At 54.5% G+C, this 13,140-nt stretch carries 10 protein-coding genes; all 10 read right to left on the bottom strand.

Annotated elements, in window-relative coordinates; genetic code table 11:
* Positions 1 to 5 precede the first annotated feature (5 nt).
* Positions 6 to 1,226 (bottom strand): glycosyltransferase family 4 protein, encoded by a 1,221-nt coding sequence (locus tag ACYVIY_RS16415; RefSeq protein ID WP_460977459.1) that lies wholly within the window; start codon positions 1,224 to 1,226, stop codon positions 6 to 8.
* The gene (locus ACYVIY_RS16410; RefSeq protein ID WP_460977458.1) at positions 1,223 to 2,815 is read right to left on the bottom strand and encodes a heparinase II/III domain-containing protein; all 1,593 of its coding nucleotides are present in this window, start codon (positions 2,813 to 2,815) and stop codon (positions 1,223 to 1,225) included. Before ACYVIY_RS16410 ends, ACYVIY_RS16415 begins: the two co-directional genes overlap by 4 nt.
* Positions 2,812 to 4,989 carry a bi-domain-containing oxidoreductase gene (locus tag ACYVIY_RS16405; RefSeq protein ID WP_460977457.1) on the bottom strand — a complete coding sequence of 726 codons (2,178 nt, stop codon included), beginning with the start codon at positions 4,987 to 4,989 and terminating at the stop codon, positions 2,812 to 2,814. Before ACYVIY_RS16405 ends, ACYVIY_RS16410 begins: the two co-directional genes overlap by 4 nt.
* A gap of 54 nt (positions 4,990 to 5,043) precedes the next feature.
* Complete coding sequence (gene wecB / locus ACYVIY_RS16400; RefSeq protein WP_460977456.1) at positions 5,044 to 6,138, bottom strand: non-hydrolyzing UDP-N-acetylglucosamine 2-epimerase; 1,095 nt, start codon at positions 6,136 to 6,138, stop codon at positions 5,044 to 5,046.
* A gap of 76 nt (positions 6,139 to 6,214) precedes the next feature.
* A complete protein-coding gene (locus ACYVIY_RS16395; protein ID WP_460977455.1) occupies positions 6,215 to 6,892 on the bottom strand; it encodes a class I SAM-dependent methyltransferase in 678 nt (225 codons plus the stop codon).
* A complete protein-coding gene (locus tag ACYVIY_RS16390) occupies positions 6,889 to 8,061 on the bottom strand; it encodes a glycosyltransferase (protein ID WP_460977454.1) in 1,173 nt (390 codons plus the stop codon). Before ACYVIY_RS16390 ends, ACYVIY_RS16395 begins: the two co-directional genes overlap by 4 nt.
* Positions 8,045 to 9,403, bottom strand: coding sequence for a hypothetical protein (locus ACYVIY_RS16385; protein ID WP_460977453.1), 1,359 nt, complete (start codon positions 9,401 to 9,403; stop codon positions 8,045 to 8,047). The genes ACYVIY_RS16390 and ACYVIY_RS16385 overlap by 17 nt, the downstream gene beginning before the upstream one ends.
* Positions 9,400 to 10,509 (bottom strand): glycosyltransferase family 4 protein, encoded by a 1,110-nt coding sequence (locus ACYVIY_RS16380; RefSeq protein ID WP_460977452.1) that lies wholly within the window; start codon positions 10,507 to 10,509, stop codon positions 9,400 to 9,402. The genes ACYVIY_RS16385 and ACYVIY_RS16380 overlap by 4 nt, the downstream gene beginning before the upstream one ends.
* The gene (locus tag ACYVIY_RS16375; protein WP_460977451.1) at positions 10,506 to 11,750 is read right to left on the bottom strand and encodes a glycosyltransferase family 4 protein; all 1,245 of its coding nucleotides are present in this window, start codon (positions 11,748 to 11,750) and stop codon (positions 10,506 to 10,508) included. Before ACYVIY_RS16375 ends, ACYVIY_RS16380 begins: the two co-directional genes overlap by 4 nt.
* A complete protein-coding gene (locus ACYVIY_RS16370) occupies positions 11,747 to 13,135 on the bottom strand; it encodes a lipopolysaccharide biosynthesis protein (RefSeq protein WP_460977450.1) in 1,389 nt (462 codons plus the stop codon). The genes ACYVIY_RS16375 and ACYVIY_RS16370 overlap by 4 nt, the downstream gene beginning before the upstream one ends.
* Positions 13,136 to 13,140: the final 5 nt, after the last annotated feature.

Below are 13,140 nucleotides of genomic sequence, written 5' to 3'. Positions count from 1 at the left end.
CTTTTTTAGTTACCAACGAGTTGGAGAACGTATTGAGCCAGTTTTTTTGTAATGGTTTTACGCTGAAATCGCTGGGTAAATTCGGGACGTCGCTGTGTCTTATACGGCGTTTGGCGTAACTGCTGCACCAGGCTCGTTACGTCACCGGGTTCAAGCAGAATGTGATTGCTAACGTGTTCGCGGACGAACTGGGCTGCGTACCCTGCTACGCCCGCCACAATGGGTTTGTCGGTGGCTCCGCATTCGAACAGTTTCGATGGAAGCACCCGCTTGAAGGCTTCAAAGTCGTTCAGGTGCACGAATAAGTAATCGGCGGTCTGGTATTCGGCCAGTAGTTCGGTCCGGTTGACCGGATTCCGGAGTTCGACGTTTGTGACGCCTTTGGTCTGTATTGCTTGTTTTAGTTTCGTCTTTGCGCCACCATCGCCTATGACCACGAAGCGGTAGGCGTCACCGAGTTGTTGAGCCGCCCTCGGAATGATCTTATGCAACCCCTGACCCTCACCGATGTTACCCGCGTACAGGACGGTTCTGGGGTATCGATGCGAACCCGGCTCACTGGCCGGTACAGTCAGAAATTCGTCATCTATACCATTGGTACAGTAGCTATAGGTAGCCTGAGTAAAGGGCTGAAAGTAGGATCGGAATCCTTCAGACACCAGGTTGATGTGTTTGGCGGACCGAAACGTATATTGTTCGACCGCCCATAAAATAGGCGTTAAAGCCATCCGAACTGGCTGAACATATACCGAGCGGTGCCTAAGCATTTCAAGAATATTCTGGCGGAACAAATCACGGATGTCCAGAAACAGTGGAATACGCTTGTCCCCTAATGGCTTCCGCCGGGCTAAACGGGCACCCAGAAAAGCCGTAAACAACCGCGAGGATGAGGCCACGACCAGTTGATAAGGCTCCTGGTCTTTGGTCAGGCGATAAACGGCCCGGTAGTACGTAGTGAAGCAACGTACCTGATCCAGCAGACCATTGGCGTGCGCAGCGACAGGAATCCGGTTGATGGTAATGCGACAGCCATGAGCCGTGCTCCGCTCTTCACAATCAGCAGCGGTTCGCTGGTAAGACCGGTAGCGATTGGGCTGAGCCGCAAACACGTGAATTTCGTCGTGACGACCGAGCTGCGCAGCCAGCTCATTGACCAGGGCCGTGTTTCGGAACGAGCCAGCGCTAAGGTCAGGCTCGAAGTAGTACGTCAAGTACAAAATTTTCATATTGATCTCGTTATAAGGGTACGTAGCGAATGCTGAAAGGATACGTTAAGACACGGCCCCGTTCGCAACTGATTGAATCCAGCCGCCATGTCGTACTTCGTTAAGTGTAATTCAACCGGAAACTCAGACTTAAACGACAACTGTACAAGGCCTGCCTGTATGGTAGTATCCAGTACGGTCACTGATACGTTGGGGTGAAAATGAAAGCGGGCCACAGCTGACCGGCTGCTTGACCCCAAGAGCCGGTCGGTAAGCTGAATCGTGATGGGACCAACAAACCAGCTCCGTTCGTGAATGACACCCAACTGTTCATACCCACTGTGCCGGGCTGTCAGCATCGTCGGAGTATCGTCTATGACCGTTGTCCGGGCCCGCCGACCCACCCGAAAACCAGCCCATACCTCCGACGAATCCTGTCCATTTACCTCGACGGTATTATGAGCCGCCGTGCTTCGCTCCCACTTACGACGAAAACCGGGCTGATACGTCGACGTACCGCTATCCACAATAATAGGCTGGTTATCCACATACAGCACAAACGAAAGCGTATCGGCATGGGCGTGACCGGGCTGATGATCCGGCCCAACCGCTCCCGCATCGGCGAAAACCTCGTATTTACCCGCTCGCAGCATCCGGTAGCCACTTTCACCCAATTGATTTTTTCCGATACGTATGCCGGTATACTGCGCTTTTTTGAGTAGAAGCCCAGCTGCCGGGGCTATATTCCAACCGGTATCGTTCACCATCGGTATATTACCGTTTGCAAACGTCACCGCCCGCAGCCAACTGAGCATCTGCTCCGCTTTCTGGGTTAACAAACAAACCAGATCCGGCTCGTTGTGCCAACGGTCGTGCTGAAGCGCCAATAATACGTCGAGTAATCGGTCGAGCAGAACCTGATGGTACATGGGACTGCGTTCATCATGCCCGCCATCCGCCAGAACCTGGGTCGCTAACTCCGCCCGGACAAGTTTAGTCGCCATTCGCCACCAGCCTTTATGCCGGAAATAGAGGGCCGCCGTTAGCAGCGAAAAACCATTTTCAAGCAAGTGATTACCCGCCAGGTGATACTCCAGGCGTCGACTCAGCAGATCAGCCTGGGCAAATAAATGCACGTTGATGACACTGTCCCGGATCTGATTCCGACTCAGGAACTGCACCCAGTTTATAATCCGCAATGAGGTGGGATACGGCTCCAGGCCATCGGCAATGCCGGATGCCTGACTGATAAAACCCTGTATAAAAGCCAATCCCTGCTGAACAGGCAGATCAGGCTGGTTCAGAAAATCGAAGTAGTTCAGGTTATACGTCCACAGCTTGCCATTGGCGGCATAATTCCAATTAAATGTCTCTTGAGCGGCCGAACTCATCAAACAGGCGGAATCCACCGACTGATTCAGAAACGTGAATGTTCCATCGCGCCAGGACACGGTTTTATCCGCTTTTGGTACATGCAGAAACTGGCTTTGGAGTACGGTTTCGGGCAGGCGCAACAGGGCTCGGCTGCGCAGTCGATTCACGACCTGATACGTTATCTGCCTGCCCTTCAGATGCCGGATCGTTCGCCACAAGCGACCTATCGATTTCATACGTGTTCAATCAGGCTCTCCTCCGACCGGCAAATACCCACGGTCGATACGTCGACCCAGCGATTTTCGCGGAGGCTGTGGACAGCAGCCAGGGTCGTTTGCGTGGTGTTTACAATGTCCGCAAACGGAATCAGCGCGTCTCCGGAACCGGTGCCCTGCATCTGCTGAATCAGGCGCTTCATCTGCTCAGTATGTCCTTTGTCCTGCCGCCCCGACAGGCTCGAAAAGCCCCGGAAGCCGTAGCCGGTTAACTTCCGAAAATTGTCCAGCACTAACGTCCGCTCCTGCGAATACACTTCAACCCGCTCTTTGGCATAGGCTTTACTCCCGTTGCTGAAGTAGTTGACGACGCCCGTTGAGCCGTTGTCGTAGCGGAGCAAGAGAGAAGCTGAATCGGTCGTTTCGGTGGGCTGCGTTCCCATCGCGTTCAGGCATACGCTGATGACATGGCTACCCGTCAGGAACGTAATGAGATCAATCAGGTGACAGGCTTCACCGAGAATACGCCCCCCACCCACCTGCCGATCGTGCACCCAGGAGCTAGCGGGGATAAAGCCAGCGTTCATCGTAGCGACTACGTTCATTCGTACCTGATTCGACCGGGGTCCACCGAGCAGCGCCTTCATTTTTTGAACATACGGCGAAAACCGGCGATTGAACCCGACCAGTACCACCCGATCCGAGGTCTGATACGCATCCATAATTTGACCGAATTCACCCTCGTAAATAGCTAGCGGTTTTTCAACAAATACGTGTTTACCAGCTCTCAACGCTTCGGAAGTTAGCCGGGCGTGACTATTGTGTCGCGTTGTGATGACACACAAATCTATTTGGGGATCATCCAGTACGTGCCGGTAATCCGTCGTGCTTTGGGTGATGCCAAATTTCTGAGCGAGCAACGCAGCATTGAGACCGCCCGCGCTGGCAATGGTTTTGAGCTGAGCCCCGGCGGCTTTCAGCGCAGGTAATAGAGTAGCACCCGTGAAGTTACCGGCCCCGATGATGCCAACCGTTGCGGTTCCTGACCGATACCGCACTTCCCGCACGACAAGGGTCGGGGCCAGGTCAACCTCTTCAGGGTACCGGAAGAGCGAAGCAATCCGGCCTGGCCGGTCGATTTCGCCGTAAATCTCGTTGAAGTTTGTGAATGGCACAACCTCTGTAATGAAGGGCGTAACGACCAGCCGCTTATCGCTCAGCAGTTGCAGGATGGTTTGAAAGTTGCGGTTCTCTGTCCAGCGCACAAAGGGCAGCGGATAGTCATGCCCCTGCTGCTCATACGTAGCATCGTACCGACCGGGGCCGTAGGAACACGACACCTGAAACGTGAGCTCTTTCTCATAAAATTCGGCCCGGCTCAGATTTAGCCCTACTACGCCTACCAGCACCAGGCGACCCCGTTTGCGGCTCATCCGGGCGGCTTGCGAAATCAGTTCATCCGTTTTCGTCGACGCAGTAATGATTACCCCATCAACACCTACCTGATCCGTCAGCGATAGCACAGTTTTGACAACATCGCCATCCGGGGGCGCTACGGTAAGAATGCCCCGTTGCTGCGCCAGATCGAGCTTTGCGGTATCAACATCGATACCGATTACGCGGCAGCCGTTTAGCCGGAGCAGTTCAGCCGTCAGCAAACCGATCAACCCAAGGCCCATCACAACAATTGTCTCGCCGAGGGTTGGCTGCATCAACCGAATTCCCTGCAAACCAATAGCGCCGATCACGGTAAAAGCCGCTTCGTCGTCACTGACATCGGCCGGAATCAGAGCGACCAAGTTACGTGGTACGCACACCACTTCCGCGTGGGGGCCGTTGGAAACCACCCGATCACCCAGGCGCAGATCACTAACACCCGCCCCTACGGCCAGCACCGTTCCTACGTTGCAGTAGCCCAACGGTAAGGGCTGATCGAGCTTGCGAAAAACGGCTTCGAGCGTTGGCAGGAGACCATCGGACTGAATTTTTTCGAGGACCTGCCTGACCTTGTCGGGCTGCTGACGCGCTTTCGCAATAAGGTTAGCCTTGCCGAACTCGACCAGCATCCGTTCGGTACCCAGTGATACCAGCGACCGACGCGTTTGAATCAGTACCTGTCCGGGCTGTACCTGCGGAACCGGTACGTCGGCTAACAGCGTTTCGCCCGTTTTGAGATTCTGTATAAGTTGTTTCATGTAAAATCTGACTTAAGGAAGGAAAACGCTACGTCAGCGCCGAGTCGCTGACAGCTACGCAGTGACCGATAGGATGGCGGCAATCCGCTCGGCGGCTTTACCGTCCCAGCGGGGCGGAATCTGTCCCCGTTTAATGTCGCCCGCCAAAATCTTCGCGACTCGCTGCTGCACTGTTTCCGGATTAAGGTCGCTCAGGAGCTGGTTGGTCCCCAACGTAGTGGTAACCGGGCGCTCGGTCGTGCTCCGAAACGTCAGACAGGGCACCTGCAAATACGTTGTCTCTTCCTGAATGCCGCCCGAGTCGGTAATGGTTATAGCCGCATGTTCCATCAGGTTGAGGCACTCCAAATAGCCTTGGGGCGGGAGCAATCGAACGTTTGAAATAGCCCGCAGCTGATCGATCAGGGCGAACTGAATCAGATTAGCCTCAGTGCGCGGATGCAGGGGAAACACAACGGTCTTATGCGCAGCGGTATTGGCTATAATCTGAAGAATGCGCTGCAACGTACCAGCAGAATCGACATTAGCCGGGCGATGCATCGTCATGAACACGTACTCGCCGGGCGTGAGCTGTAACGTATTGACTACGTTGAGTTCAGCCGCTCTTGGCCGGTATTTGACCAGCGAATCAATCATGACGTTGCCTACAAAATGGATTCGGTGCGGATCGACGCCTTCCCGCAACAGATTTTTATGGCCCGCCTGCTCAGTCACGAACAGCAGCTGGGCAATGCAGTCGGTCAGGATACGGTTGCTTTCTTCGGGCATGTGCCGATCGCCCGAGCGCAGACCCGCTTCTACGTGAGCCACCCGAACGCGCATTTTATCCGCAGCTAAGGCGCACGCCAGCGTACTCGTTACGTCGCCAACGACCACGACCCAGTCGGGCTGTTCGAGTTCCATTACCTTCTCGAACCGAAGCATGATGTCGGCGGTCTGCTGAGTGGGCGTGCCGCTGTCAACGCCAAGGTGATAGTCGGGCTGAGGTAAGCCAAGCTGCCCGAAAAAGACGTCGCTCATCTGAGCATCGTAATGCTGGCCAGTGTGAACAAGTTTAGACTCTACGGCCGGGTAAGCCGCAAAAGCCTGGTGCAGAGGGGCCACTTTCATAAAGTTTGGCCTTGCTCCAACAACAGTAATCAGTTTCATAGAACGGTGGGATACGGATTAAGTTAGGTAGTGGCTTTTGGTAGCCCTGTTTAGGTTACGGTAGAATGATTGCTCTTCATAATTTTCGATAGACACTGACAAACAGGTTGTTGACGTACTCTTTTGGTAATAGGCGTTTCAGCAACGTTGACAACGGATCGGTGCCCGAAAAATACGCGACGTCCAGTACCTCGAACCCGAGCTCGGTCATTTGCTGGTTAAGTAGAGCCGCCGTTGATACGCTACGCAGGTGAGCGAAGTAGCGCGGATACCCGGTCAGTTGAAACAGCAGCCACTCCATCCTGCGATACAGGCTCTGCCGGTTCGGCATCGATACCAGCAGCAACCCGCCCGGCTTCAGCATCTGGTCTATCTGCCGCAAAACGGCCGGCATCTCGTCGATGTATTCGAGCAGGCTCGACGCGACAATGGCATCCTGACTCATGTATACCTTCGCATTTTCGAGCGGAATTGGCTCCACGTAGTACTGCAGGGTGGACGACATTTTCTGTTGTTCACAGAGGCTAATCATGGTTTCCGAGCCATCGATACCTGTCACCAGACAACCTTTTTCAGCCAGGTAGCGGCTGAACACACCCGAACCGCAGCCCAGATCGAGGACGTGGGTACCGGATGCGATATATTGATTGAAGAGCGCCGTCCAGACACGATACCGCTCCTGAAACGCGGCCGATGACTCATACCGGCTGGCAAACTTCTGAGCAATGGCGCTATGATAGTCTACAGCGTTCATACAAACGTATCGGTACGGGTTTGGCGGGGCAAAAACGGCTGATTATGCAGCATCTCCATAGTGTGTAAACCGAGTTGGGTCACGGTTGTCCAGGTGGGTAAATTCATCGAACGCCGACGCCCGCTGGCTACATGTTCCTCCAGCTGAGCCGGGTTATTGAACGCCCTATGAATGGTAAACAGAATATCTTCGGCCGAAAGCGGGTCGAAGTAATACGCGCAGTCGCCACAGATTTCCTCGGAAAAATCCCGACGCGACGTGAAGATGGGCACCCCGAAGTGCATAGCATCCACGTACGTGCTCGTGAACGATTCCAGCAGGGTTGGCAACAGCAATCCCTCTACCTGTTCGTACAGCGAAGCCACACAATCGGTCGGCACGTTACCGATATTGATCAACACCTTACGTCCAGCTTGTCGCTCAATCCGGTTAATCAGCTGCCGGGCTTTCGGATGCTGTTCCGGCTCAATCGTTATCAACAATCGGTACGGCAGATCACGCTGTCGAATCAGGTCGGCCACCTCGACCAGTATTTCCAGATTCTTGTGCGTATAATACCGCGACAGGCACAGCAGATACCGCACATTGTTCTCCTTCTCGGACGGCAGTCTGAATTCAGTTTTGCCGGTCAATTGCGTATACGCGTTCGGAAAAAGTCGGATGGCTGGCACCTGCGGATAGATGGTACGGATGCGCTTTCGAATCGTTTCGGTCTGAACCAGCAGCACATCAACGTACCGCAGCCGCTGACTAAACACAACATTACGTACCCGAACTGTAAGGGTTCCCGACCAACCCAGGCGTTTCCAGATTTCTTGTTCATCGGGGTAAGCCGGATGTGGATAGTGAAGCAGCAGCACCTGCCGAACCGACGTGGGCGTGGCGAAGTTGCCCATCGTAAAGACTACATCCGGTTCAAGCTGCCGGATTAAAGCCGGTACCCAAACGTAATCAGTATACAGCCGGGAGATCCAGTAGTTTGCCCCATCCGGTAACCAGATTAACTGCAAATAATCGGCTTCCAGCGACTCATACCCACAGTGACGAGGGGCCGCTACGTATACAGTCAGATCGTCTGGGCGACCGGCCTGCAGTTCCTTCAGAAAATTTAACGTAACCGTCAGTCCACCAGCTGACGACAGGTTAATGGCGTTAATAAACAGCTTCATGGACCGATGGGTGGTTAAGGATAGAACCGACTCGATCTGCCTGTCGCAACCGACCGCGGATCAGCCATAACGGGATGAACAGATACACCAGATGGTCGATAAACTGCGGAAAATAGCCGCGCGTAATCAACTGAAACAGAGCCAGCGAAAACACAATCTGTGTCAGGAAACCAATCGGCGTATCTGCGGGATTCCGGTAAACCACGTAGTTAATCCATATCCCCAGCAGAAACGGCAGCACCAGGAAACCTAACCAACCGAAACCGGCGTAGAAAGCGCCGTAGTGCAGGTTAGCCTCGCCGATACGTACCCACGTTCGCGGCAGCTCCAGCGACCGGTCCAGTACGTCCAGATATGGTGAAGGATAGGGCTTTTCGCCCGACGGAAACACCTGTTTCGGGATAATCCGAATCAAGACATACCCGAACATCGACAGGCCATAGTCGTGAGGTGTTTCCGGGTTTTCGGCGTAATATCGTAACAGGTTGAAGTCGGCCAGCGACCCACGCGTCTGATCCAGAAACAAACTATAATCGTATTCGACTGGGTTTATGGTTATGCGGTCGTAAGCGCCCGTGATGAAAAACCAGCGGTTATACGTTATCGTCAGAACGACGTAGAGAAGTCCGACTCCCAGCCCGGCCCACCGCCATACGTTACCGGGCACCTGTCGGTTCATGCCGAAAACGAGCACCAGACCCAGCAGGGTCAGAATAATCCGGTAGCGAAACCCCAGCAAGGCAAATAGGATGAAGGCAGGAATAAGCAGCGCCAGTATCCGCAACGGTTTGGCATTCAGGTACGCATATACTACCAGTGTCGTGATGATCGAATCCGCAAAGGCCCGGAAGTAATACGTATTGGTCACGCTTTTCGACGCCATCAAACTGTCCGTCGATTGTCCAAGCAGCACATCCAGTACGTCGATGCCGCTGGCGGCTACGTCACCGAGCACAATAACCATGAACACCGCGTACAAACCGACCGTTACCCGACGTAATGACGCCTGTGAATCCGCATCGAGACTCGATTCTTCCCCAGTAAGGGGCAGTTTTTTACAGCTAAAACCAATCACGAAGCAGCCATTAGCCAGCAGGTACGCCAGCATGCCCGGTTCATAATACGCCCGAATGCTTTTACCGACGAACTGAAACGCCCCCGAATCACCCGTTACAGTTTCGCGACCGGATACGTAAAAAGCCATGGGCGTTATCAGGCAATAGATCAACAGCAGCGCCAGGCAAACCACGAACGGAATCACCTGCCGCAGACCTGCCTGCCGGGCGTAGCGAAATCCCCATCCTAACGTTAGGGCGTTCAGCAAGGCGTACACCCAGATCATGACTGTAAATCCGATAAAACGGTCTGGTACACAAATCGAGCGTAATGGGCCGAACTGGTCTGCGAGCTAAACTGCTGATTGAACGCAGCCTGCTGCTGGCGAAGTTGCGGCTCGTCAACAACGCGACGAATGGCATCGCTGAACGCCTGCACGTCGTTGGGCGGGCAGATAAACCCGTTAACGCCGGGGCGTATCCACTCGCGGGCCGCACCGACCGTTTCACTGCTAATAACCGGTAAACCCGCGGCAATGGCTTCGTTGATCACGACGCCCCAGCCATCGTAGCGCGAAGCCAGCACGAAGGCATCGGCCTTGCGAAAACAGTCGGCTAACGCATCTCCATCACTAAATCCCGTCAATTCAATCCGGTCGTCCTTGTCGATCAACTGCTCCAAAGCAGCGCGTTCGGGGCCTTCTCCAACAATCTGCAACCGCAGGTGCGCGTACGCTTCACCCCGTAACGCTTTAACGGCCTGAATCACCGTGTCCATTCCTTTACGCGGAATCAACGCCCCCGACGACAATAAGGTGAACGTATCGGCGAGCTGATGTTTCCGTTCAAACCGTTCGGTGTTAATCGTATAAGGAACAACCGTTATGGGAGCCGTAACGCCGAACTGCTTATAAGAGTCAGCCGCTTCGTGGCCAATGGCGAAAATACGGGTGCATAACAATCGTAATGGGATGAGCAACATACGCTTACAAACGGCTTTCCAGCCCGACGTTGTTGTGGACAGACGCTCACCGAAAAAGGCCAGTTTTTTCCCCCGACAGCGAGCCACGAGCATAGCGATGACGGTATTCGGAATCCAGTACGTCCCGCTTACGATCAGGTAATCTGCTTCGTCCCGAAAGGCAGTTTGCAGAATCGATAGGCTGGAGTGGTAGTCTTTCTGCCAGCGCTGCACCCAACGTGTCAGGCGTCCCTCGGCTAGCCAGACTGTAGCGTAGGACCTCGAAGACGTGGCACAGTGCCAGCGACGGTCTTGCTCGGTGCGCGCGTAATAGATAACCGTTAGCCTGAAATGGACCGATAAAGCGGTAAAGAAATCATCCTGATAAGGCGTGGGAATGTTGGTATACACACTGAGTTTCGGTTTGGTCATTGTTGAACGGTGGATAACGTAGTGGTGGCTTCCTGATAGGCCTCGGTAATGGCGGTGCGAAACCGGCTCCAGGAAAATTGGCGGGCTTTCCGGGCGGCTTCCTGCCCCATCTGGAACCAATCATCCGGCCGACGGATAGCGGCTTCGAGCTGTTCACAGATGCGATCGGGATCACGAATCGGCACAATCGCTCCGTGTCTATGGTGTTGCAGGATGTCAGGCGCTCCCGTGTTTGCGGTTGTGATCACGGGTAGTCCGGCGGCCATGGCTTCCAGAATTACGTGACCAAAGCCTTCGGCCAGCGATGGCAACACAAACACGTGGCTTTGGTGCAGCTCCCGCAAGAGTTCACCCGCCGACAAGTTGAGCAACAGGCGGATGGGTAACTCCCGGTATTTCCGCAGAATGGCGTGATCGACATAGCCCCGGCCGCAGAGTACAACCTCGAGCGGCTTATGACGTAGTAACCGAACCGCTTCCAGCAAATCGGCCAGCCCCTTGCGCTGGTTCAGCCTCCCGACGAAAATGATCCGGAATACGTCTGAACCAGGCGGTCTGACGCGCGTCGGAAACCTGCCGGTATCGACTCCGTACGGCACTACCTGGATGCACGAGGCCGGTACGCCATTCTCTACCAGCGTCGCTTTTGTAAACTGACTGGCCGTGATACAATGGGTTGACAAAGACGCTTCAAGCGCGAGCGACTCCAGTTTGTGGGGCGGCAGTTGAAACTCGGCTTCGTCACGAATAGATTGGGCCGCAAAGGGTACCCGTTCCATTTCTTCTTCCAGCAACCGCCGAAGGCTGTAGGGGTGCGGATGCAGTTGAAACAGCAATCGCTGCCCTGGGTACGTATCTGAAAGGGCCTGTTGAAACGCCCAGTGTGCGTAGTAGCTGTACAAAAACAGATTCGCCTGCCTTTCGGCCGCTTCCTGATACGCACGCTGGCTGATAACCTGGTCGATGCGATGAGTATGGCTTTGCGACGTAAACCGGGCGAAGGCCGTTAACCTCAGCGCTTTCGCGGAGCAGGACACCGCTGACGACGGCAGCCCAGCGCAATACCGCTTACGCGCTTGCCGGGGTGCTACGTGCCGCAGCCAGTTGGGCGCGTAGGCTTCGGTAACCAACTGCTCCAGCAGACCCGCTTCGTGCAGAGCCAAGCTGAGTTGGTAGTGATCCCGAGCGCCAACGTGCGCCGTTACGCAACGGGTTAGGGTAGATGGCCTCTGTGCGATCATGCCTTAACCTCCAGTAACGGTGATTCAATCTGGCGGATCTTAGTCAGTTGCCTGAGCCATGAAAAATCCGTGAATACAGCTATGATAAGCGTACGCAGCCGCTCTAATTCGAGCAGTTGAAGACTCTTGCGCAGTACAATACCCAGCATGATTATGTCCGCTCCGATAAAGCAGATGACCAGCCCAGCTAATGACCAATGCGGCATTAAACTTATCGCCCCTACAAAAGCACCAATACTGGTTAAGAGATACGTAAGGGCAATGGACTGGTGGCGATTCACCGAGATCAGCGTCAGGGCACTCGTATTCCAGAGCGCATACGTAAGTGAAGAAATAAGCAACAATGAGAGCAGTGACTGCTGGGGCTGAACAGCACCTTTTGTCCAGACCTGAAGTAACGGTTCCTGGAGGATAATCAGTGTTATACTTGCTGTAAGCGTTAGCCAGAACGCCGTCTGAAGGGCAAGTCGATGCAGGGTTACGGCCGTTTGCATGCGGCCTTGCGACAGAGCTAGGGTAAACTCAGGCCATATTGAGAAATTAATTAAGCCAACGACTTGCCGAACGGCATTCGACAGGGTTCGCAGAGTAGTATACAGGACGACATGCACGGGTGTCAGCAGGGCACCAACCAATAATACGCTTCCCTGCAAAACGAGGGCGTTCGCGACGGCAAATACAAGAAACGACGCCGACGGCATCCAAAAATGACGTAGTGTTGCCAGGTCAACTAATCGCCCGGAAACCTGCCGTACCCAGCTAAACCGCCGTCGGCAATCAACCCACATGCCGCCGACCATAAACAGCCGAACAACACCAAAACCGATAGCGACCTGCGGAGCCCTCTGCTGCATATACACGATACTAACCATCGCCCCGAACTCCACCAGCCGGGCGATAGTAATCCACATGCGCCCGTTAGCGTACTGACCCTCGGCGCGGTACACGCTACTCAGTAACTCCTGCTGTACAGAGCCAATGACGTACACACCCAGCGCGAACAGGATTATGGGCGCTTCTGCGGCTGTCGTCGTGGTTAGGCCCAGCCAGTGCGCATAGGGAGTAAGTCCAACCACCCCGATTAATACGAGTCCACAGAGTAGACTCAGTCCGGAAACGGCCGCGAGTCCGTTACTCAACTGACGGGCGGCTTTTTTCTGGTCCTGGTGAGCGATGCTGATCGCCAGGCCGTTCCCCAGCGCAGCCACCAGCCCCCCATCACTCAAACTCAGATAGGACGGTATCGTAGCCAGCAGCAGCCACTCTCCATAATAGACCGCTCCCCACTGCCTAAGGAGCAACGGTACGCTGATGAGCTGAATAAGCAGCGTAGCTCCCTGTCCAAACAGGTTAGCCGCTAGAGCCCGGACGATTCGGTGAAACAACGTAG

It is taken from the genome of Spirosoma knui (genome assembly GCF_054780635.1).
Note: the sequence above shows the minus strand (reverse complement) of the source record. Positions and strands in the feature narration are given on the sequence as shown.

Coding starts and splice junctions, on each gene's coding strand:
- ACYVIY_RS16390 (WP_460977454.1), bottom strand. CDS start 8,061: ATGAAGCTGTTTATTAACGCCATTAACCTGTCGTCAGCTGGTGGACTG.
- ACYVIY_RS16410 (WP_460977458.1), bottom strand. CDS start 2,815: ATGAAATCGATAGGTCGCTTGTGGCGAACGATCCGGCATCTGAAGGGC.
- ACYVIY_RS16385 (WP_460977453.1), bottom strand. CDS start 9,403: ATGATCTGGGTGTACGCCTTGCTGAACGCCCTAACGTTAGGATGGGGA.
- ACYVIY_RS16405 (WP_460977457.1), bottom strand. CDS start 4,989: ATGAAACAACTTATACAGAATCTCAAAACGGGCGAAACGCTGTTAGCC.
- ACYVIY_RS16375 (WP_460977451.1), bottom strand. CDS start 11,750: ATGATCGCACAGAGGCCATCTACCCTAACCCGTTGCGTAACGGCGCAC.
- ACYVIY_RS16380 (WP_460977452.1), bottom strand. CDS start 10,509: ATGACCAAACCGAAACTCAGTGTGTATACCAACATTCCCACGCCTTAT.
- wecB (WP_460977456.1), bottom strand. CDS start 6,138: ATGAAACTGATTACTGTTGTTGGAGCAAGGCCAAACTTTATGAAAGTG.
- ACYVIY_RS16395 (WP_460977455.1), bottom strand. CDS start 6,892: ATGAACGCTGTAGACTATCATAGCGCCATTGCTCAGAAGTTTGCCAGC.
- ACYVIY_RS16415 (WP_460977459.1), bottom strand. CDS start 1,226: ATGAAAATTTTGTACTTGACGTACTACTTCGAGCCTGACCTTAGCGCT.